Raw genomic sequence first — 20,004 nt, 5'->3', positions numbered from 1 at the left:
GCCGGTTGCAGCCTGGCGCGGGGTTGTCAGCGAGATGCAGTCTCGGCGTGTGGAGACCACGCCCGGCGGGGTTGGCGCGCAAAACCCGCACCGGCCCGGCGCACGCACGTCCCCCGGCGGAGCGCACTCAGCCGCGCGGCGCCTCCAGCGTCACGACCGTCGCCTTCACCGACGCCACCGCGAGCGAGCCCGGCTCGAGGGCGAGCTCCTCGGCCGCCTCGGCCGACATCAGCGACACGACGCGGTGCGGTCCGCACTGCAGGTCGACCTGCGCCATGAGCCCGTCGATCTGCACGCGGGTGACGATCCCCACGAAGCGGTTGCGGGCGCTCGAGGCGATCGCGGTCGGGTCGTCCGGCTCGGCCGCGAGCGCCACGGCCCGCTCGGCGAGCGCCGCACCCGGGATCTCCGTCGGCGACGCCCCCGTCGTGGGGAGGACGCCCTGATCGATCCACCGGCGCACGGTGTCGTCGCTGACTCCGAGCAGACGCGCGGCCTGCGCGATGCGGAAGGTGTTCGGCATCCCCCGACCGTATCGTCCCTCTGAGACGGCGTCCGGCCGCCCGCGTCGGCCCCGCGCTGACCTAGGCTCAACCCATGGATGCCGAGCACTCGAGCGCGACGCGACGGCCCGTGGCCGTGGCGCTCGGGGCCACCGTGACGGCCTCGGGCGCCACCGCCCTCCCGGCGACCGGCGCACCCGCCCCGGCGAAATCGGGCGCCACCGCTCTCTCCGCAACCGGCGCGCCGCCCCGGTCGGCGAAGACGATACCCGGCGCCCCGCAGGACGGCGGCCTGCTCGACCGCTTCGGCCGCGTCGCGACCGACCTGCGCGTCTCGGTCATCGACAAGTGCAACCTGCGCTGCACGTACTGCATGCCGGCCGACGGGATGCCGTGGCTCCCGCAGACGCAGCTGATGTCGGCCGACGAGATCCGCCGGATCGTCCGCGTCGCCGTGCAGTCGCTCGGCGCGGAAGAACTGCGGATCACCGGCGGCGAGCCCCTCGTGCGCAAGGATCTCGAGGTCATCATCGCCGGCATCCGCGACGACAACCCCGACCTGCCGATCTCGATGACCACGAACGCCGTGGGTCTCGATCGTCGCGCGCAGGCGCTGAAAGACGCGGGCCTCACCCGCCTCAACGTCTCGCTCGACACCCTGCATCCCGAGACCTTCGCCGAGCTCACCCGCCGCCCGCACCTCGACAAGGTGCTCGCCGGGCTCGAAGCGGCGCGAGCGGCGGGCCTCGGGCCGATCAAGATCAACGCGGTCCTGCTGCGCGGCATGAACGACACCGAGGTCGTTCCCCTCGTGGACTGGGCCGTGACCAACGGCTTCGAGATGCGCTTCATCGAGGACATGCCCCTCGACGGCGACCGGTCGTGGTCGGCGACGAATGTCATCCCCGCCCGCGACATCCGCGCCGCGATCGAAGAGGCCTTCACCCTGACGGCCGACCCGCGCGGCCGCGGCGCCGCTCCCGCCGAGCGCTGGGAGGTGCGCCGCCCCGGGGAGACGGCCGTGGCCGGGCACATCGGCATCATCTCCTCGGTCACCGAACCCTTCTGCGCCGCCTGCACGCGCACGCGCGTCACCGCCGACGGCAAGGTGCGCTCGTGCCTGTTCTCGCACGAAGAGACCGACCTGCTCTCGGCCCTGCGCGAGGGAACCGACGACGCCGGCATCGCGCAGGTCTGGCGGGATGCCATGTGGGCCAAGCCCCGTGCGCACGGATCCGACCGCGTGGGCCTGGCGCGTGCCGACTTCGTCCAGCCGGAGCGCACGATGAGCGCGATCGGCGGATGAAGCCGCTGGTCGAGCCGGTGGCCGCCCTCGCCCCCGAAGAACTCATCCGCACCGCGCGCCACGCCGTGCTCGCCGCGATCGGCGAGGAGGGGCAGCGCCGCCTGGCTGCGGCACGGATCGCGGTCGTCGGCGCCGGGGGCCTCGGCTCCCCCGTCCTGCTCGCGCTGGCCGCGGCCGGCGTCGGCGAGCTCGTGATCATCGACGACGACACCGTCGAGCGCACGAACCTGCAACGCCAGCTCGCGCACCGCATCACCGACATCGGCACCGCCAAAACGGCATCCGCCGCCCGTGCCGTGCGCGATCTGTCGCCCCTCACCGTCGTGCATGAACGAACGGTACGACTGACCTCCGACAATGCCGCCGAGCTCTTCTCGGGCGCGCACCTCGTGATCGACGGCAGCGACACCTTCGACACGCGCGAGGCCGTCGCCGCCGCGACCGAGGGCCTCGGCATCCCCCTCGTCTGGGGAGCCGTGCAGGAGTGGGCGGCTCAGGTGACGGTGTTCTGGTCGGCCCCGCCCGAGGGGCACGCGCCCGTCGTGCTCGGCGACCTCTTTCCGACGGGCTCCGCCGGAGAGCCGCCCACATGCGCCCAGGTCGGCGTACTCGGCTCGCTGTGCGTGCAGGTCGGCGGCATGCTGGCGACCGAGGCGATCAAGCTCGTCACCGGCGCCGGCGATCCTCTGCTCGGCCGGCTCGTCGTGATCGACGCCCTCCGCGCGCGCCACGACGTGATCCCGCTCGCCCCGAACACCGGAAGGACCCCCGCGTGAGTGCGCTCCTGACCGTCGAGGAGCACCGCGCCCGCGTGCTCGCCGCCGTCTCGCCCCTGCCCGTCGAGACGGTGCGCCTCGCGGAGGCGGCCGGGCGAACACTCGCCGCGCCCGTTCTCGCCGCGCACGATCTGCCCGGGTTCGACAACTCCTCGATGGACGGCTTCGCCGTGCGCTTCGCCGACGTCGAGGGGGCGGATGCCGAGAACCCGGCGACCCTGCGCGTTGTCGCCGATCTGCCGGCCGGTTCGTCGGCCGATCCGTCGATCGGCGCGGGTGAGGCGGTGCGCATCATGACCGGCGCGCCCGTCCCCACCGCGGCCGACGCGATCGTCCCGTTCGAGGACACCGCGGGCGGACTCGCCGACTCGCTGGGCACCGTCGAGGTGCGGCGCGCGCCCGCGGCATCCGGAGCTTTCATCCGCCGCCGCGGCGGCGACACCCGCGCGGGAGACGTCGTCCTGTCCGCCGGGGAACGCCTGGGGCCGTACGCGCTGGCCGCCGCCGCTGCGGCGGGCGTGGCAGAGCTCGAGGTGCGCCGCCGCCCGCGGGTCGCCGTCGTCTCGACCGGCAGCGAGCTCGTCGCTCCCGGCTTCGTTCCGGGCCGCGGCCAGACCCCCGACTCGAATTCGACGCTGTTGGCGGCACTGGTATCCGACGCCGACGCCGACATGACCGTCATGTCGTCTCTGCAAGACGAGGCCAGCGCGATCCACGCCCTGCTCGAGCACGCGGCCGACGTCGACGTGATCGTCTTCAGCGGCGGAGTGAGCGCCGGAGCCTACGAGCCCGTGCGTCAGGCCCTCGAAAGCCGCATCTCCTTCGAGAAGGTCGCGATGCAACCCGGCAAGCCGCAGGCGTTCGGCGCGCTCGACGACGGCCGGCTCGTCTTCGGCCTGCCCGGCAACCCCGTGAGCGTCGCGGTGTCATTCGAGGTGTTCGTGCGCCCCGCCCTCCTCGCCCTCCAGGGCCGCGGCGTCATCGATCGGCGGATCGCCCGGCTCACGGCATCCGAGACATGGACCACGCCGCCCGGCCGCCGGCAGTACCTCCCCGCGGCGATCGACCTCTCCGAGGGGACCGTGCGCCCCGCCACCGCGGGCGGATCGGGCTCGCACCTGGCCGCCTCGCTCGCCCGCGCCGAGGCCTTCGCGATCGTCCCCGCCGAGGTGTCCACCGTGTCGGTGGGCGATCCGCTCGATGTCATGCTGATTCCATGACCTTCACCCACCTGGACGCCGCGGGCCACGCCCGCATGGTCGACGTCACCCTCAAGCAGCCCACGGTCCGCACGGCCATGGCGCGCGGTTTCGTCCGCTGCTCCCCCGAGGTCGTCGCCGCCCTCCGCGATGGCACAGCCCCCAAGGGCGACGTGCTCGCCGTGGCCCGGATCGCCGGCATCCAGGCCGCGAAGTCCACTCCCGCACTCCTCCCCCTCGCGCACGTGATCGGGGTGCACCGCGCCTCGGTCGACCTCGAGATCACCGACGAGGGCGTCGAGATCGAGGCCACCGTCGGCACCGCCGACCGGACCGGTGTCGAGATGGAGGCCCTCACGAGCGTCTCGGTCGCGGCCCTCGCGATCGTCGACATGGTGAAGGGCATGGACAAGGGCACGTTCATCGAGAACGTGCGCATCGTGTCGAAGACCGGCGGGAAGTCCGGCGACTGGGCGCGCCCGGAGGAAGGCTCATGAGCGTGCGCGTGCGCTACTTCGCCGCGGCGGCGGAGGCAGCGGGAACGGATGCCGAGGACCGCACCGAACCGACCCTGATCGCCCTCCGCACGGCCGTCGTCGCCGACCACCCCGCGCTCGGCGGCATCCTGGATCGCTGCGCCGTCCTCGTCGACGGCACCCGCCACGACGACGACGCCCCGCTCGCGGGCGTCACGCACGTCGACGTGCTGCCGCCGTTCGCCGGCGGCTGAGCCGCGCGACCCGCAGCTCGCAGAGGCGCACGTTTCTCGCAGAATCCGGACGGAGAACTGCGAGAAAGTCGCCTATCTGCGAGCGGAGCGCCTAGCCGCCCAGGCCCTTCCACTCCGTCGTGCCGTCGGCCTCGACCTGACGCTTCCACACCGGCAGGTCGGTCTTGATCGTCTCGATCACGGCGCGGCAGACCTCGAACGCCTCGGCACGGTGACCGGATGCCACGGCGATGACGACCGCGGCCTCGCCCACGCCCAGACGGCCCACGCGGTGGCTGACCGCCACGATCGCGTCGGTGCCCGCGGCCGCGCTCTCGGCGATGCGGCGCAGGGTCTGCTCGGCGTCGGGGTGAGCGCTGTACTCGAGCGCCACGACCGCGCCCGAGGCGTCGGGGTCGATGTCGCGGACGCGCCCGACGAAGGTGGTGACGGCGCCCGACGAGGAGTCCTCGACCGCGTCGAGGTGCGCGTCGAGGCCGAGGGGCGTCTCCGACAGGCGGGCGATACGGACGGCGCCGTCGTGCGGGATGCTCATGCGTGGTCTCCTCCGGCGAGCTGGTCGAGCACGTGCGGGGCGAGCTCGGCGATGACGGCGATCCCGGATGCCACGGCGCGCGTCGATCCGGGAAGGTTGACGACCAGGGTGCCCGGGTCGACGATCCCCGCGAGGCCGCGCGAGAGGACGGCCATCGGGGTGTCGGCGAGCCCGCGGCGCCGCAGTTCTTCGGCGATGCCGGGGAGCTCGCGGTCGAGCACGCGCTCGGTGCCCTCGGGCGTGCGGTCGGTGGGGGCGATCCCGGTGCCGCCCGTGGTGACGACGAGGCCGGGCCCGGTGGCGACCAGGTCGCGCAGCGCCGCCTCGACGCTGTCGGCGCCGTCGGCGACGACCACCGGGTCGGCGCAGTCGAACCCCGCCTCGCGCAGCAGGGACACGGCGAGCGGACCCCCGCGGTCCTCGCGCAGCCCGGCGGCGGAACGGTCGGAGACGGTCAGGACGCGGGCATGGTGAGGCACTGGCTCAGCCTACGGGCGCGAGCGGCGGGGTGGGCGCTCCCCCCGAGTCGGACGAGCTCGGCCGGCGGCTAGGCGGTCGACTCGACCTCCGCGATCTCGGGCGCGATGCGCCCGGCCTTCGCCTTCGGCTCGAGGTCTTCTCGCTGCACGTGCTCGGCGGCGGCGGTGATGCGCCGCGCCATGCCGCTGAAGATCAGACCGTGGAACGGCAGCACCGCCAGCCAGTACAACCGGCCCGCGAGTCCCGTCGGGAAGAACAGGGCCCGCTGGTCGAAACGCGCGCCCTCTCCCTCGGGCGTCGCCCGGAGTTCGAGCCAGGCCCCGCCCGGCACCTTCATCTCGGCGCGCAGTCGCAGCAGGTGCCCCGGCTCGATCGCTTCGACCCGCCAGAAGTCGAGGGCATCGCCCACGGTGACCACCGAGCGGCTGCGCCGACCGCGGGTGAGCCCCACTCCCCCGACCAGCCGGTCCATCCACCCGCGGATCGCCCACAGCAGCGGAGAGGAGTACCAGCCGTTCTCTCCGCCGATCCCCTCGATCACCGACCACAGCTGCGCGGCGCTCGCCTTCGTGGTCATCGTCCGCACGTCGGTATAGACCAGCCGACCCGCCCACTCGGGGTCGCTCGGCAGGGGATCGCTCGGGGCGCCCGACACCTCGGCATCCTGCCAGCTCGTCTCGATCGCGTCGTCGTTCACGCGGCCCAACGCCCGGCGGACGGCCTCTCGGTACGGGAGCAAGCCGCCCTCGGGCCGCGGGACCAGATCGTCGATCGCGTGGTCTTTGACGACGCAGTCGTTCTGCAGCGACTCCACGAGCGGACGGGCGATCGACTTCGGGATCGGGGTGACGAGGTTGACCCAGTGCGAGGCGAGGCGCGGGGTGAGCACCGGCAGCGAGGCGATGGCGCGCTGCGGCAGCCCGGCCTCCATCGCGTACCCGTTCATCATCTGCCCGTAGCGCAGCACGTCGGGCCCGCCGATGTCGACGGCACGGTTGACGTTCGGGGCGACGCGCGCGGCCCCGAGCAGGTAGTGCAACACGTCGCGCACCGCGATCGGCTGGATGCGGTTGCGCACCCACTTCGGCGCGGGCATGTACGGCAGCACGTCGGTGAGGTGACGGACCATCTCGAACGACGCCGAGCCCGAGCCGATCACCACGCCCGCCTGCAGGACGAGCGTCGGCACCCCGCTGTGCAGCAGGATCTCACCGACCTCGACGCGCGAGCGCAGGTGGGCCGAGAGCGTGGCGTCGTCGGGGTGCAGCCCCCCGAGGTAGACGATGCGGGAGACGGAGGCCGCGGAGGCGGCGTCGGCGACGGTCTGGGCGGCGACCCGGTCTGTGGCCTCGAAATCGCGGGCACTGCCCATGGAGTGGATGAGGTAGTACAGCACGTCGACGCCCTCGACCGCGGCGCGGACGGCCTCCGCGTCGGTCGCGTCACCGGCGGCGATCTCGACCTCGTCGCCCCACGGGAACGCCTCGACGCGTCGCGGATCGCGCGCGAGGACTCGAACCCGATAGCCCGCCGCCCGCAGGCGCGGGACGAGCCTCCCGCCCAGGTAGCCGGTGGCTCCGAGCACCAGGGCGCGAGGAGCCGACCCGTCGGGGCGGGGCTGAGCGACGAGCGCGGGTTCGCGGCCGGTGGGGGCGGAGAGCTCGGTCATGCCGACACCGTACGCCGGGCCTCCGACATCCCCGGGGGCTTGACGGGTAGCACGACACCCTCCCGGCGGCCTCCGACTGGAAACCCGGCGCATACAGGAGTAACGCTGGAGAGATGAACGAGTCATCTCCCTCGGCATCCGGAGCACCCCGGCTCGCCGTCGACGACGTGATCGTCGTCGACAAGAAACGCGTGCGCACCGCGATCAGCGGCACCGTCGTCGGCAACTTCATGGAGTGGTTCGACTTCGGGATCTACGGCTACCTCGCCGTCACCCTGACGGTGGTGTTCGCCTCCGACGTCCCCGCCCCCTGGGGGCTGCTGGTCACACTTCTCGGTTTCGCGATCTCCTTCCTCGTGCGTCCGTTCGGCGGCTTCGTGCTCGGTCCCCTCGGCGACCGCATCGGTCGGCAGAAGGTGCTGTTCCTGACGATGGCGCTGATGGCCACGGCGACCGCGCTCATCGGCATCCTGCCCACCTCCGCCCAGATCGGGCTCTGGGCGATCATCCCGCTCTACCTGCTGAAGATGGTCCAGGGCTTCTCGACCGGCGGCGAATACGCCGGAGCGACCACCTACGTGTCGGAGTTCTCCCCCGACAAGCGGCGCGGCTTCTGGTCGTCATGGCTCGATGTGGGCTCGTACGTCGGATTCGCGGCCGGCGCCTCGGCGGTGGCGATCACCACCGCCATCACCACCTCGGTCTCGGGCGAGAACGCCATGGTCGACTACGGCTGGCGCATCCCGTTCCTGCTCGCTGTGCCGCTGGGCATCGTCGCGATCTACTTCCGCCTGCGCATCCCCGAGACGCCGGCCTTCGAGCAGAGCGGTTCGCCCGAGATCGACGCCGCCGACCCCATGGCCCGCCAGAACCTGGTCGGAATCGTGCGGCACCATTGGAGGGCCCTGCTCATCGGCATCGCCCTGGTCGCCGCGACGAACACCGCCGGCTACGCCCTCACCAGCTATATGCCGACGTACCTCGAGAAAGAGGTGGGCGTCTCGAACATCACCGCGGCGGTCGCGACGGTGCCGGTGCTGCTGGTGATGTCGGCGGCGCTCCCCCTGATCGGCCGCCTGAGCGATCGCATCGGCCGCAAACCCGTCTACGCGATCGCCGCCGGATCGGCTCTCGTGCTGCTCGTCCCGGCGTTCCTCATCATGCAGATCGGCGAGCTCTGGGCCGTCATGATCGCCCTGTGCATGGCGGCGGTGCCGGTGGCGTTCTACGTCGCGATCTCGGCATCCGCTCTGCCCGCCCTGTTCCCCACGGCCTCGCGCTTCGGAGCCATGGCCGTGGCCTACAACGTCGCCGTGTCGCTCTTCGGCGGCACGACCCCGCTGTTCAGTCAGGCTCTCATCGACTGGACGGGCAACACCCTCATGCCGGCGTTCTACATCATGTTCTTCGCCGCCCTCGGGCTCGTCGCCCTCCTCTCCATGCGCGAGACGGCCCGGCGGCCCCTGCTGGGCTCGGTCCCGACGGTCGAGACGCCGGCCGAGGCGCAGGCCCTCGTCGAACGCCAGGACCGCGATCCGCTGATCGACACGTCGACCATGCCGCTGGTGACCCGGCGCCCGTGATCGGGACGTGAAGGGGGACGGATGCCAGGCCCCTCGGCATCCGTCCCCCTTTCGGCCGCCGCGGGTTGCCGCACCCGTGCCGCACGACCTCAGGAATCCGCGCACCCTCAGCCCGAAACCCCCACAACCCACTGAGGTTGCGCAGATTGCTGAGCGTGGGCCGCCGCACGCCGCCCGCCGCCGCCCGACACAACCTCAGCGATCCGCACACCCTCAGCCCGAAACCCCCTCAACCGACTGAGGCTACGCAGATTGCTGAGCGTGGGCCGCCGCACGCCGCCGCCCGACACAACCTCAGCGATCCGCACAACCTCAGCCCCAAACCCCCTCAACCCACTGAGGTTGCGCAGATCCCCGACCCTGCGCCGCCGCGCGCCCCGCCTCAGCGCCGCCGCCCGTTGCCGAACAGCCCGCGGATCACCCCGTTCACGATGCTCTTGGTCGCCCCGCGCCCGAGCAGCCCATCGAGCCCCGCGGCCGGTGTCGTCGAACGGCTGCGCGGCGCGGCGGTCGACTTCAGGATCCGCTCGTACTCGCGCTGCGCCTTCTTCTGCGCCTCGGCGTTGGCCTTGTCGATCGCGGCCTTCTGCTTGGCGTACTCGGCGGCATCGGCGGCGTCCTTCTTCGCCCGCTCCGCCGCCTCCTTCGCCTCGGTCGCCGCCTGCATGCGCGCGCCGAGGATCTCTCTCGCCGACTCGCGATCGATGGGCGTGCCGTACGCCGGAAAAAGAGCGGATGCCGTGACCGCGGCGCCCATGGTCTCGGCGGCGATCGGCGACATCGAGGCGCGCGGGGCGAAAATGCGCGTCCACGCGACCGGGGTCGGCGCCCCGCGCTCGCTCATCACCGTGATGATCGCCTCGCCGGTGCCGAGCTCCTGCAGCACGCGCTCCAGGTCGTAGCCGGAGTCGGGGTACGTGCGCACGGAGGCGCGCAGCGCCGTGGCGTCATCGGGCGTGAAGGCGCGGAGAGCGTGCTGCACCCGCGATCCAAGCTGGGCGAGGACGTCGCCGGGCACGTCCTTCGGCGTCTGCGTGACGAAGAACACGCCCACGCCCTTGGAGCGGATGAGCCGCACGGTCTGGGTGATGGCCTCGAGGAACGCCTTCGACGCGTCACGGAAGAGCAGGTGCGCCTCGTCGAAGAAGAACACGAGCTTGGGCTTGTCGAGGTCGCCCACCTCGGGCAGCGCCTCGTACAGCTCCGCGAGCAGGTACATGAGGAACGTCGAGTACAGCTCCGGCCGCGCCGCGACGTTCGGCACCTCGAGCAGGCTCACGATGCCCGCGCCCGCGGCATCCGTCCGCAGGAAGACCGAGACGTCGAGCTCGGGCTCGCCGAAGAAGGAATCGGCTCCGACGGCGGCGAAAGCGACGAGCTCGCGCAGGATCACGCCCGCCGTGGCGGCGGACAGCCCGCCGATGCCCTTGAGCTCGACTTTGCCCTCGTCGCTCGTGAGGTAGGTGAGCACCGCCCGAAGGTCGGACAGGTCGACCAGAGCGAGGCCCTTCTCGTCGGCGTAATGGAACACCAGGCCGAGGCTCGACTCCTGGGTCGGGTTGAGCCCGAGCACGCGGCTGAGCAGCAGCGGCCCGAAGCCCGACACCGTCGCACGCACCGGGATGCCCGAGCCCACGTCGTCGCCGAGCGCGAAGAACTCCGTGGGGAAGGCCCGCGCCGACCAGTCCTGGCCGAGAGCTGCGGTACGGGTGAGGAGCTTCTCGCTCGCGACCCCCTCGGCGGCGAGGCCCGAGAGATCGCCCTTGATGTCGGCGGCGAAGACGGGAACCCCGTTCTCCGACAACTGCTCGGCGAGCAGCTGCAGCGTGCGGGTCTTCCCCGTTCCCGTGGCTCCGGCGACCAGTCCATGGCGGTTCGTCATCGCGAGGGGGATGCGGATGGGGACGGATGCCACGGCATCGCCGTTCACGAGCACGCCGAGGTCGAGGGCGGCTCCGGTCGAGGCGTAGCCCGCGGCGATCTTTTCGACCTGGGCGGCGGAGAGGGGGCCGTCCGCGGGCGCCGGGGAGCTCGCGACCGCGGGGGTCGCGCCCACCGTCTGCGACGATCCCCCGGCACCGGTGGGTTCCCCTGCTCCGGAGGGCTCGGCGGAGGAGGCGGACCGCTCCTCCGGCGGCACGACGGCCGAGGGGTCGACCCCTCCCCCATCGGCCGCTCGGGCGCGCGCGGCCGCCGCGGCCGCCTCCGCCGCGGCGAGGTCGGCGCGAACACGGGCGAGCCGGAGTTCGGCCTCCGCCGCCTCGGCTTCGGCGCGCAACCGCGCGACCTCGGCGTCGGCCGCCGCGGGCGGGTCGGAGGGAACGGAGGGCACGTCGCCGGGCTCGCTCATGCGCGACAGCCTACGACTCGGCTGCCGCCCTGGCATCCGCCTTGCGTGCTCGTCGAATGGCCAGTCGGTCTTCGTCGCGGGCGCGCAGGCGCGAGAACGCCGCCGCCAGGATCAGCGCCGCACCGGCACCGATGAGCGCACCGCCCGCGGTGTCCGAGAGCCAGTGCGCGTGCAGGTAGGTGCGGCTGAACGCCATGAGGACCACCCACGCGACGCCGACGATGCGCACCCAGAGGTGGGGGAAGAGCACGGCCGCGACCACCGCGATGGTGGCGGCATTGGCCGTATGCCCCGACGGGAATGATCCGTAATCGCTCACGATGAGGATGTCCTCGGGGCGGGCGCGGCCGAAGGTGTGCTTCACGACCTGTACCAGCAGAGCGCTGCCGACCGAGGCGGCCAGGAAATACAGCGCCGACCATCGTCGACGCGAGAGGAACAGGGCCAGAGCGCCGAGCACCGGCACGATGAGGACGGCCGTCAGGTGGCCGCCCACGGTGTCCATCGCGATCGCGAAGACCAGCAGCGGCTGCGAGGGCGCCGACGCGAACAACTGGTTCCACCAGACGTCGATCGCGAACGGGCTCGGCCCGCGGAAGTAGACCCAGGCGCCGAGAGCACAGGCCAGGGCGATGAGCACCACACCCACCGTGGCGCGGAAGCGCTGCGGGCGCGTGTCGAGCACGTCATCGATCGCGGAGGCGTCCATCGCCTCATGATGCCGCCTCGGCGGCGACGGCGGAATGGGTCGGTCCCGGGAGCGGACCCCCGGGACCGACCTGCTACTGTGTGCGCCACCGAGCGTGGGGCGCTCAGGGCGCGAGCCGCTCCACCGTGCGCGGGCGCACGAGCAGCCACAGCGACAGCACGCCGATGACCGCGCAGCCGAGCATGACCGAGGCCATGGTCGTGGCGGTGATCCCCGAACCGGTGGCCAGAAGGCCCACCAGCGGCGAGATGATCCCGGCCACACCGAAGTTCGCGGCGCCGATGATGGACTGGGCCGTCCCCGCCGCCTTGCCGTGGCGGTCCAGGGCGAGCACCTGCGCACACGGGAAGGTGAAGCCGCACGCGGTCATGAAGAAGAACAACGGCACGATGGTGCCCCAGAGCCCCAGCCCCAGCTGATCGGTCAGCACGATGGCGCCGCCGGCCACGACGAGCACGGCCGTCGACACCGCGAGCACCCACTGGGGGCCGAAGCGGGCGGCCAGGCGCGAGGCCACCTGCACGCCCACGACGACGCCGATCGAGTTCGCGGCGAACAGCACGCCGTAGCCCTGCGCGCTGAACTGGTAGGTGACCTGGAACAGGAACGAGGATGCCGACAGGTACGAGAACAGACCGCTGAAGGTCATCGCACCGATGATGAGCACGCCGATGAAGACGCGGTCGCGGAACACGCTCGCGTAGCGCTGCCAGACCGTGGTCGCACCGGGGCCCCCGCGGCGGGCGGGAGGGAGGGTCTCGGGGACGAACAGGATCGCCGACACGAGCATGACGGCGCCGTAGACGGCGAGGACGACGAAGATCCCGCGCCAGTTCATCACCAGCAGCAGAGCGGAGCCCGCGAGCGGGGCGAGCACGGGGGCGACCCCCGACACCATCGCCATGCGCGAGAGCATGACGACGAGTCGGCGTCCGCCGAAGAGGTCGCGGATGATGGCGGCGGCCACCACGCCACCGGCGGCGGCGCCCGTACCCATCAGCACGCGCGCGATCGAGAGGGTCTCGAGCGTCGGCGCGGAGGCGGCGAAGATGCTTGCTGCCACGTGCAGAGCGGTGACCGAGAGCAGGGGTAGGCGGCGCCCGACCTTGTCGCTCAGGGGGCCGACGATCAGCTGGCCCAGCGCGAAGCCGATCATCGTGCCGGTCAGGGTGAGCTGGATGGCGGCGGCGGTGGTCTGGAAGTCGGCCTCGAGCACCGGGAACGCCGGCAGGTAGAGGTCGATCGTGAAGGGGCCGAGCGCCGTCAGCGCGCCGAGAACGAGGATGTACAGCAACCGGCGGGAGGCGGGGATCGCGTCGCCGGGGTGCAGCACGATCGGCGCGGTGGCGGGGTTCTTACCGATCGCGCGGATCGCGCCGGTGTTCGTCTGCGGCGGGCGGGACGAGGGGATGACGGGGTGGGAGGCAGTATCGAGCACGCGTCTGATTTCGTTTCGCAACACGGACAGCCCGAACGAGTCGGGCTGAGAAAAGAGGGGGATCGTCGAACCTCGAATCGATTCGACATCGTTCATACTATCGTGACCTCCCGCACCCCACCATCCCGGGCTCGCGGGTTCCTCCCAGGCCATCGGCCCATTCACCCGCATAGGCTGGGGACGTCGGCGCATGCCGATGTGTCCCGCCCCGAAGAGAGACAGAACACAGCGCATGACCTCCCCCTCCGACAAACGAGCCAGCGGCAACCCCGCCAAGCAGGCCCAGATCGACCTCACCGTCAAGCAGCAGCGCGAGCAGAAGCGCCAAGAGAAGCTGGCCGAGTACCAGAAGCAGGTCGCCAAGCGTCGGCGCGGCAAGCTCGTGTGGTGGGTCGTGGGCTCGGCGGCGAGCCTCGCCGTGATCGGCCTCGTCGTGGCATCCTTCGCCTTCGCCCCCGCCCCGGCGCCCAGCTACCAGGCGGGCAACTCCACGGGAGCTGACGTGCAGGGCGTGCAGACCTTCGAGAACCGCTCCGACCACGTCCAGGGCGCGGTCCAGTACGAGCAGACCCCGCCCGCCGGCGGCCCGCACAACCCCTACTGGCTGAACTGCGGCGTCTACACCGAGCCGCAGGCGAACGAGAACGCGGTGCACTCCCTCGAGCACGGCGCCATCTGGATCACCTATGACCCCGAGCGCGTCGACCAGGCCGGGATCGACGCCCTGAAGGCCGTCATGCCCTCGAGCTACGCCCTGCTCTCGCCCTACCCCGGCATGGACACCCCCGTCGCGGTCAGCGCGTGGAACCACCAGCTCAAGGTCGACGACCCGACCGACCCGCGCATCAAGGACTTCTTCACCGAATTCTGGCGCAGCCAGAACGCCCCCGAGCCGAACGCGGCCTGCTCGGGCGCCATCGACGGTCCGGGCAAGGCCTGATGGTCGACGACGCCCCGGTCGCCCGCCCGGCGGTCCGCTGGGTCGTCGTCGCCCTGGTCGCCGTCGCGGTGATCGCCGTCGCCTTCGCGATCGGGCGCTTCACCGCGTTCGGTGCGACGGCGGCGCCCGCGCACCCCGGCGAGAACTCGGCCGAGGCCGGCTTCGCGCGTGACATGCAGGTGCACCACACCCAGGCAGTGCTGATGGCGATGGAGATCTACCGCAAGACCGACGACGACGAGCTGCGCACCCTGTCGTACGACATCGCGACCGCGCAGTCGGGCCAGCGCGGCGAGATGTACGGGTGGCTCGTGGAGTGGGGCCTCCCCCAGTCCTCGAGCCAGCCGCTCATGACCTGGATGGAGAAGTCCGGCGCGCACAGCCACGGAGACACCGCGGCGCTGACGCAGGACGAGTTGCTCGCGCAGATGGGCATGGCGACCGACGCGCAACTTGACGAGCTGCGCAGCGCCCAGGGACAGCCCGCAGACTGCCTCTTCCTCGACCTCATGATCCGCCACCACGAGGGAGCCATCCCCATGGCCCAGGCCGTCATCGAACTCGGCACCGATGCGCGCGTGAAAGAGGTCGCGGGGACGATCGTGACCGGTCAGTCCGCCGAGCTCGACGCCATGCGCGACATCCAGTCCCGCCTGTCCTGCAGCGCCTGATCCGCGCACGCGCAGCCCGCACGCACGCGAGAGGGGCACGGCATCCCGGATGCCGTGCCCCTCTCGTCGTGTGAAAGGTCAGCCCTTCGTGGCTCCGGCCAGCAGGCCGCGCACGAAGAAGCGCTGCAGCAGGAAGAACACGATCAGCGGAACCAGGATCGAGATGAACGTTCCCGCCGACTGCAGGAACCACTGGTCGCCCCAGGTGCCCGACAGCGAGTTCAGCGACTGGGTCAGCGGCAGTGACGATGATGGCGCGAAGATCGTCGCCACCAGCAGGTCGTTCCACACCCAGATGAACTCGAGCACCGCGAACGAGGCGAGAGCCGGAGCCGCGAGCGGGAGGATCAGTCGGAAGAAGATCTGCCCGTGGCCCGCGCCGTCGACACGTGCCGCCTCGATGACCTCGTGCGGGATCTCCGCGATGAAGTTGTGCAGCAGGAAGATGGCCAGCGGCATGGCGAAGATCACGTGCGCGATCCACACGGTCGCGAAGCTGTGCTCCACGCCGCGCAGGTCGAAGCCCGGGAAGATCGTCACGTCGTTGATCGTGAGACCGCGCGAGAACAGGCTGAGCAGCGGCACCAGGGCCATCTGCAGCGGCACGATCTGCAGCGCGAAGATGAAGATGAAGAAGAAGTTGCGCCCCTTGAAGTCGATCCACGCGAACGCGTACGCGATGAGCGAGGCGACCGCGAGGGCGAACAGCACCACCGGGATGGTGATCGCCAGCGAGTTCAGGAACGACTGCGCCAGCGTCAGCGCGGTCCCTCCCGAGGTCAGGGCGAGTCGGTAGTTCTCCAGCGTGAACGACGGGTCGGTGAAGACCGTCCACCATCCCGTCGACTGGGTGTCCGACCCCGGCCGGAACGAAGTGATGAACAGACCGAACGTCGGGATGGTCCAGAAGAACGCGATCACGATGGCCGCGATCGTCGCGCCCTTCGAGGTCAGGCGCTTGCGCGCCATCGCCTCGTGCTTGCGCGTGTCACGGGCCACCTGTCGGGCCGTGCGGGTGTCGGTCGTGGGTTCGAGGACGACGGTGGAGGTGGTCATCGCACTTCCCTCTGCTTCCGGATCTGGCGCACGTTGAAGATGATCAGCGGCAGCACGAAGACGAACAGCACCACGGCCAGCGCTGCGGAGTGCCCGTAGCTCTGGAACCGCTGCTGCTGGTTGACCATCTCGAAGGCGAGCACCGTCGAGTCGTTACGGCCACCGGTCATCACCGCGACGATGTCGTAGATCTTCAGGGCGCCGATGGCGATGGTGGTGAGCACCACGATGAGCGAGGAGCGGATGCCGGGCACGGTGACGTTGATGAACCGTTCCCACGCGCTGGCGCCGTCGAGCTCGGCGGCCTCCATCTGCTCCGGCGGCACGGCCTTGATGGCGGCCGAGAGGATGACCATCGCCAGACCCGTCTGGCTCCAGATGAACACGACGACCAGCAGCAGCGTGTTGATCAGAGGCGACGCCGCCAGCCACGAGACCGGTTGCCCGCCGAAGGCGGTGACGATGGCGTTCAGCACGCCGATCTGGTCGCCCTGGCGGAAGTCGTAGACGAACTTCCAGATGATGCCGGCGCCGACGAACGAGATCGCGAACGGCATGAAGATGAGCACCTTGAGGTACTTCTCCCCCGCGGCGCGGTCGATGAAGACGGCGTAGGCCAGGCCGATCGCCGTGGCGATCGTGGGAGCCAGGAGCACCCAGATGAGGGTGTTGATGACCGACCAGAACCCCTCGGGGTTGGTGAAGGTCCAGACGTAGTTGTCGAAGCCGACGAAGGTGTCGCCGGTCTTGTCGAAGAACGACTGGAAGAAGGTGGTGATCGCCGGGTAGACCAGGCCCAGCAGCAGCAGGATCGCGGCGGGAGCGGCGAAGAGGATGAGCTGGAACAAGTAGCCCGCGCCCTGGCGCGAGCGGTAGTCCGCGTAGAAGAGGACCGCACCGAGGATGACCGCGATCCCGAGGACGTAGACGACGGCGTTCTGGTACGGGCGCAACAGCATGAACGCGAGGATCGGGATGCCGAAGCACGCGGCCAACCGGAGCCAGAAGTAGCCCTTGCCCGACCGGGGCGCGTACTCGATGAGCAGGAGCAGGATCGCGACGACGGCACCGAAGGCGAGGACCACCAGCGGGATCTGCACCAGCGGGCTCAGACCGCCGAGCCAGATGAAGAAGCTGTTCAGGCTGAAACCGAGGGTCGTCGGCTTGGTCTCGGCGGGAGCCCGCGTGATCATGAAGAGGAACAGGGCCACCGCGAGGATGAGCCCCACGAGGACGACGAGCAGCGTCGTCCGCTGTCGCGCTGCGGCGCTGCGCGGCTGTCGCGCCGCTCGGCCGCCCGGCGGGGCCGACGCCGTCGGCGCCTTCTCCGCGTTCTTGATATCGGTCATGACGTCCCTCCCGAACACGCCTTCGTGCTCATCGATGAGTGCCCGTGTGGTGCGTCGGGCGGATAAGAAGTATGGACCCGGATGGGCCGCCCGCGTCGCGGACGGCCCACCGGAGGATCAGAACTCGATCAGTTGTCGTAACCGGCCTGGATGTCGCTGAGCACCTGGTCGGTCGGCGTGCCGTCGATCCAGCTGACCATGCCCTTCCAGAACGAACCCGAACCGACGGTCGCCGGCATGAGGTCGGAGGCGTCGAAGCGCAGGGTCGTGCTCGGGTCCTGCAGCGTCTTCATCGCCTCCTGGAGGAACTCGCTCGAGGCGAGCGAGGGGTCGGCGCCCTTGTTGGCCGAGATCACGCCGCCGAGCTTCACACGGGCGTTGGCGAAGTCGGGCGTCGACATGAACTCGACGACCTTCTGCACGTTCGCGTCGTCCGAGAAAGCGGTGACGAACTCGCCGCCACCCTCGACCGCGAGCTGGCCCTCGGTCACACCGGGGAGCAGGAACGCGTAGACGTCACCGTCCGGGGCGACCGTCGGCGTCTGGCCTGCGGCGTTCTTCACGGTGAGGAAGTTCGACGACAGGAACGAGGCCTGGTGCGTCATCGGGCAGCTGCCGTCGGCGACCTTGGCGGCCACGTCGGCGAAGGCGACCGAGTTGATGCTCTTGACGTCACCGAAGCCGGCGTTGACGTACGAGGGGTTCAGCAGGATCTTGCCGGTGGCCTCGAAGGCCTCCTTGATCGGGGCGTCGGTGAACTTGACCTCGTTCGCGACCCACTGGTCGTACACGTCGGCGCCGGACTGGCGAAGGACCATGTCCTCGATCCAGTCGGTTCCGGGCCAGCCCGAGGCGTCGCCCGAGGCGAAGCCCGCGCACCAGGGAGCGGCACCCGTCTTCTGCTGGATCGTCGCCGTGAGGGTCATCAGCTCGTCGAGCGTCTTGGGGACCTCGACGCCCCACTCCTTGAACTTCGCCGGCGAGTACCAGACGTAGCCCTTCAGGTTGGCGAGCATCGGGGCCGCGTAGAACGTGCCGTCCTCGCTGCCGTAGGACTTCCAGTCCTTGCCCCAGTACTGGTCGACGTTCGACGACACGGTGTCGGAAGCCTTCTTCACGTCGCCCGTGCCGATGAGGGTCTTGAGCAGACCCGGCTGGGGGACGATCGCGATGTCGGGGGCGTCGCCACCGGTCACCTTCGTGACGATGTTTCCCTCGAAGCTCTTGTCACCGGTGTAGACGACCTTGATGCCGGTGTCCTGGGTGAACTGCTCGAACGACTGGTTCAGCAGGTCGGCCTCGCTACCGGTGATGCCGCCGGAGATGCGGACGGTCGTCTCGCCTCCGGAACCGCTCGTGCCGCCGCCGCTGTCGCCCTCGGCGCAGCCCGCGAGAGCGATCGCACCGACCGCCAACAGCCCGACGGGCGCCAGCAGACGGTACCGCTGTGACATACCCATGTGGTCTCTCCTCTTTGAGTGTCTTGGTGCACCGGATCCCGTCGGGAACCGATTCCAGGCAACCGTAGAGGCAATCCACAAGACTTGCAACCAGCCTCAGGTCACGAACCGGTAACTAGCGGAATGACGCGGGTAACGGCCGGTATATCGGACCGGGACCGGTTCCACTTTCCTCCGATGTCCGATACTCTTTTCCGACGTCGACACGGACGTCGACGCGTTATGAGGAAGATCACGCATGAGCGGAATCGCCGATGTGGCACGCCTGGCCGGCGTGTCCAAGTCGACGGCGAGCCGCGCGCTCACGGGCGGCGGCTACGTCTCCGACGGCACGCGCCAGCGTGTCACCGACGCCGCGGCATCCCTCGGCTATGTGCCGTCGACGAGCGCGGTGAGCCTCGCGACGGGGCGCACCCGGACGATCGCCCTGATCGTGCCCAAGGTGAACCGCTGGTACTTCGGATCGATCGTCGAGGGTGTGGAACGCACGCTCATCCCGCTCGGGTACGACGTGACCCTCTACGTGGCAGAACCCGGGTCCAACGACCGCGAGAGCCTGTACTCGACCTATCTCGCGCGCAAGCGCTTCGACGGCATCATCGCCGTCGCCCTCGAACCCGACGACGCCGATCTCGAGCGCCTGGCGAACATCGGCAAGCCCGTGGTGAGCATCGGCAACGCCCTCACGGGGGTGCCGACCCTCGGCCTCGACAACATCGCGATCACGCGCATCATCACGCAGCACCTCATCGCCCTCGGCCACACCGACATCGCCTTCGTCGGCAGCACCCCCCGCAGCGACGCCCCCGCGAAAGACGTCGACGAGCGCTCCATCGGGTACCGCAACGCGATGAACGACCACGGCCTCGCCGTGCGGATCCGCAGCGTCCCCTCCACCCTCACGATCACCGACGCCTATGCCGCGGCCGCCTCGTTCCTGGCCGATGCCGCCTCGCGCCCCACGGGGGTGGTCGCCGCGTGCGACGAGGTCGCGATCGGGGTTATCATCGCCGCACGGCGCATGGGCATCTCCGTTCCCACGGAGCTCAGCGTCGTCGGGATCGACGGCCACGATTACGCCGAGATGTTCTCGCTCACCACGATCGAGCAGTTCCCTCAGGCGCAGGGCGTCGAGGCGACGCGTCTCCTGCTGTCGATGATCGAGGGCACGGGAGAACCCGCGTGGCGGACCGAGGCGGACACGCGTCTGGTCGTGCGCGCCTCCACCGCCGCCCCGCGCTCGGCCTGAC

General features: G+C 70.6%; 19 protein-coding genes. 9 read left to right on the top strand and 10 right to left on the bottom strand.

The annotated features are described in order from the left end of the window. Positions 1-127: 127 nt before the first annotated feature. Entirely contained in the window at positions 128-523 is a 396-nt protein-coding gene (locus tag F9B98_RS13710; RefSeq protein ID WP_150958394.1) for a TOBE domain-containing protein, read from the bottom strand. A 74-nt stretch (positions 524-597) separates the two neighbouring features. Between F9B98_RS13710 and moaA the strand changes: the two genes are divergently transcribed. The 5 genes from moaA to F9B98_RS13685 are packed head-to-tail and all read left to right on the top strand — an operon-like array spanning position 598 to position 4,514. Then, on the top strand, positions 598-1,809 hold the full coding sequence (gene moaA, locus F9B98_RS13705; RefSeq protein ID WP_225310352.1) for a GTP 3',8-cyclase MoaA: 1,212 nt from the start codon (positions 598-600) through the stop codon (positions 1,807-1,809). Continuing rightward, positions 1,806-2,585 (top strand): HesA/MoeB/ThiF family protein, encoded by a 780-nt coding sequence (locus F9B98_RS13700; protein WP_150958392.1) that lies wholly within the window; start codon positions 1,806-1,808, stop codon positions 2,583-2,585. Before moaA ends, F9B98_RS13700 begins: the two co-directional genes overlap by 4 nt. Next, positions 2,582-3,805: a gephyrin-like molybdotransferase Glp gene (gene glp / locus F9B98_RS13695; protein WP_150958391.1), complete on the top strand. Its 1,224-nt coding sequence runs from the start codon at positions 2,582-2,584 to the stop codon at positions 3,803-3,805. Before F9B98_RS13700 ends, glp begins: the two co-directional genes overlap by 4 nt. Further along, positions 3,802-4,281 (top strand): cyclic pyranopterin monophosphate synthase MoaC, encoded by a 480-nt coding sequence (moaC, locus tag F9B98_RS13690; protein ID WP_150958388.1) that lies wholly within the window; start codon positions 3,802-3,804, stop codon positions 4,279-4,281. The genes glp and moaC overlap by 4 nt, the downstream gene beginning before the upstream one ends. Continuing rightward, a complete protein-coding gene (locus tag F9B98_RS13685; protein WP_150958386.1) occupies positions 4,278-4,514 on the top strand; it encodes a MoaD/ThiS family protein in 237 nt (78 codons plus the stop codon). The genes moaC and F9B98_RS13685 overlap by 4 nt, the downstream gene beginning before the upstream one ends. Positions 4,515-4,605: 91 nt before the next feature. Here the strand turns inward: F9B98_RS13685 and F9B98_RS13680 are convergent, their stop codons facing one another. The 3 genes from F9B98_RS13680 to F9B98_RS13670 all read right to left on the bottom strand — a co-directional run bounded on the left by F9B98_RS13680 (position 4,606) and on the right by F9B98_RS13670 (position 7,198). Beyond that, on the bottom strand, positions 4,606-5,049 hold the full coding sequence (locus tag F9B98_RS13680; RefSeq protein ID WP_150958384.1) for a molybdenum cofactor biosynthesis protein MoaE: 444 nt from the start codon (positions 5,047-5,049) through the stop codon (positions 4,606-4,608). Continuing rightward, a complete protein-coding gene (locus tag F9B98_RS13675; RefSeq protein ID WP_150958382.1) occupies positions 5,046-5,528 on the bottom strand; it encodes a molybdenum cofactor biosynthesis protein B in 483 nt (160 codons plus the stop codon). The genes F9B98_RS13680 and F9B98_RS13675 overlap by 4 nt, the downstream gene beginning before the upstream one ends. 68 nt (positions 5,529-5,596) lie before the next feature. After that, the gene (locus F9B98_RS13670; protein ID WP_150958380.1) at positions 5,597-7,198 is read right to left on the bottom strand and encodes an SDR family oxidoreductase; all 1,602 of its coding nucleotides are present in this window, start codon (positions 7,196-7,198) and stop codon (positions 5,597-5,599) included. Between the two features lie 113 nt (positions 7,199-7,311). Here F9B98_RS13670 and F9B98_RS13665 point away from each other — a divergent pair, with 113 nt between their 5' ends. Then, positions 7,312-8,781 (top strand): MFS transporter, encoded by a 1,470-nt coding sequence (locus F9B98_RS13665; RefSeq protein ID WP_150958378.1) that lies wholly within the window; start codon positions 7,312-7,314, stop codon positions 8,779-8,781. 382 nt (positions 8,782-9,163) lie between these two features. Here the strand turns inward: F9B98_RS13665 and F9B98_RS13660 are convergent, their stop codons facing one another. From F9B98_RS13660 to F9B98_RS13650, 3 genes are all read right to left on the bottom strand, one after another. Further along, positions 9,164-11,131 (bottom strand): helicase HerA-like domain-containing protein, encoded by a 1,968-nt coding sequence (locus tag F9B98_RS13660; RefSeq protein WP_150958376.1) that lies wholly within the window; start codon positions 11,129-11,131, stop codon positions 9,164-9,166. Positions 11,132-11,141: 10 nt separating this feature from the next. Continuing rightward, positions 11,142-11,840, bottom strand: coding sequence for a phosphatase PAP2 family protein (locus tag F9B98_RS13655; protein ID WP_150958374.1), 699 nt, complete (start codon positions 11,838-11,840; stop codon positions 11,142-11,144). Positions 11,841-11,943: 103 nt separating this feature from the next. After that, the gene (locus F9B98_RS13650; protein WP_191966855.1) at positions 11,944-13,278 is read right to left on the bottom strand and encodes a multidrug effflux MFS transporter; all 1,335 of its coding nucleotides are present in this window, start codon (positions 13,276-13,278) and stop codon (positions 11,944-11,946) included. A 232-nt stretch (positions 13,279-13,510) separates the two neighbouring features. Here F9B98_RS13650 and F9B98_RS13645 point away from each other — a divergent pair, with 232 nt between their 5' ends. Continuing rightward, positions 13,511-14,218: a DUF3105 domain-containing protein gene (locus F9B98_RS13645; protein WP_150958372.1), complete on the top strand. Its 708-nt coding sequence runs from the start codon at positions 13,511-13,513 to the stop codon at positions 14,216-14,218. Beyond that, complete coding sequence (locus tag F9B98_RS13640; RefSeq protein ID WP_150958370.1) at positions 14,218-14,889, top strand: DUF305 domain-containing protein; 672 nt, start codon at positions 14,218-14,220, stop codon at positions 14,887-14,889. Before F9B98_RS13645 ends, F9B98_RS13640 begins: the two co-directional genes overlap by 1 nt. 78 nt (positions 14,890-14,967) lie before the next feature. Here the strand turns inward: F9B98_RS13640 and F9B98_RS13635 are convergent, their stop codons facing one another. The 3 genes from F9B98_RS13635 to F9B98_RS13625 form a co-directional block, all read right to left on the bottom strand. Continuing rightward, the gene (locus tag F9B98_RS13635; protein WP_150958368.1) at positions 14,968-15,945 is read right to left on the bottom strand and encodes a carbohydrate ABC transporter permease; all 978 of its coding nucleotides are present in this window, start codon (positions 15,943-15,945) and stop codon (positions 14,968-14,970) included. After that, on the bottom strand, positions 15,942-17,138 hold the full coding sequence (locus F9B98_RS13630; RefSeq protein WP_225310378.1) for a carbohydrate ABC transporter permease: 1,197 nt from the start codon (positions 17,136-17,138) through the stop codon (positions 15,942-15,944). The genes F9B98_RS13635 and F9B98_RS13630 overlap by 4 nt, the downstream gene beginning before the upstream one ends. A gap of 284 nt (positions 17,139-17,422) precedes the next feature. Further along, positions 17,423-18,754 carry an ABC transporter substrate-binding protein gene (locus tag F9B98_RS13625; protein WP_150958366.1) on the bottom strand — a complete coding sequence of 444 codons (1,332 nt, stop codon included), beginning with the start codon at positions 18,752-18,754 and terminating at the stop codon, positions 17,423-17,425. Positions 18,755-18,992: 238 nt separating this feature from the next. Between F9B98_RS13625 and F9B98_RS13620 the strand changes: the two genes are divergently transcribed. Beyond that, complete coding sequence (locus F9B98_RS13620; RefSeq protein ID WP_150958364.1) at positions 18,993-20,003, top strand: LacI family DNA-binding transcriptional regulator; 1,011 nt, start codon at positions 18,993-18,995, stop codon at positions 20,001-20,003. Position 20,004: the final 1 nt, after the last annotated feature.

It is taken from the genome of Microbacterium testaceum StLB037 (assembly GCF_008763945.1).
Classification (GTDB): domain Bacteria; phylum Actinomycetota; class Actinomycetes; order Actinomycetales; family Microbacteriaceae; genus Microbacterium; species Microbacterium testaceum_G.
This window is presented reverse-complemented; position numbering and strand designations above follow the sequence as displayed.

What these genes read in the sequence shown, in the direction of transcription:
- moaC (WP_150958388.1), top strand. Translation starts at nt 3,802, where the DNA reads ATGACCTTCACCCACCTGGACGCCGCGGGCCACGCCCGCATGGTCGAC.
- F9B98_RS13660 (WP_150958376.1), bottom strand. Translation starts at nt 11,131, where the DNA reads ATGAGCGAGCCCGGCGACGTGCCCTCCGTTCCCTCCGACCCGCCCGCG.
- F9B98_RS13620 (WP_150958364.1), top strand. Translation starts at nt 18,993, where the DNA reads ATGAGCGGAATCGCCGATGTGGCACGCCTGGCCGGCGTGTCCAAGTCG.
- F9B98_RS13700 (WP_150958392.1), top strand. Translation starts at nt 1,806, where the DNA reads ATGAAGCCGCTGGTCGAGCCGGTGGCCGCCCTCGCCCCCGAAGAACTC.
- F9B98_RS13645 (WP_150958372.1), top strand. Translation starts at nt 13,511, where the DNA reads ATGACCTCCCCCTCCGACAAACGAGCCAGCGGCAACCCCGCCAAGCAG.
- F9B98_RS13630 (WP_225310378.1), bottom strand. Translation starts at nt 17,138, where the DNA reads ATGATCACGCGGGCTCCCGCCGAGACCAAGCCGACGACCCTCGGTTTC.
- F9B98_RS13670 (WP_150958380.1), bottom strand. Translation starts at nt 7,198, where the DNA reads ATGACCGAGCTCTCCGCCCCCACCGGCCGCGAACCCGCGCTCGTCGCT.
- F9B98_RS13665 (WP_150958378.1), top strand. Translation starts at nt 7,312, where the DNA reads ATGAACGAGTCATCTCCCTCGGCATCCGGAGCACCCCGGCTCGCCGTC.
- F9B98_RS13680 (WP_150958384.1), bottom strand. Translation starts at nt 5,049, where the DNA reads ATGAGCATCCCGCACGACGGCGCCGTCCGTATCGCCCGCCTGTCGGAG.
- F9B98_RS13655 (WP_150958374.1), bottom strand. Translation starts at nt 11,840, where the DNA reads ATGGACGCCTCCGCGATCGATGACGTGCTCGACACGCGCCCGCAGCGC.
- F9B98_RS13640 (WP_150958370.1), top strand. Translation starts at nt 14,218, where the DNA reads ATGGTCGACGACGCCCCGGTCGCCCGCCCGGCGGTCCGCTGGGTCGTC.
- F9B98_RS13710 (WP_150958394.1), bottom strand. Translation starts at nt 523, where the DNA reads ATGCCGAACACCTTCCGCATCGCGCAGGCCGCGCGTCTGCTCGGAGTC.
- F9B98_RS13635 (WP_150958368.1), bottom strand. Translation starts at nt 15,945, where the DNA reads ATGACCACCTCCACCGTCGTCCTCGAACCCACGACCGACACCCGCACG.
- F9B98_RS13685 (WP_150958386.1), top strand. Translation starts at nt 4,278, where the DNA reads ATGAGCGTGCGCGTGCGCTACTTCGCCGCGGCGGCGGAGGCAGCGGGA.
- moaA (WP_225310352.1), top strand. Translation starts at nt 598, where the DNA reads ATGGATGCCGAGCACTCGAGCGCGACGCGACGGCCCGTGGCCGTGGCG.
- F9B98_RS13625 (WP_150958366.1), bottom strand. Translation starts at nt 18,754, where the DNA reads ATGGGTATGTCACAGCGGTACCGTCTGCTGGCGCCCGTCGGGCTGTTG.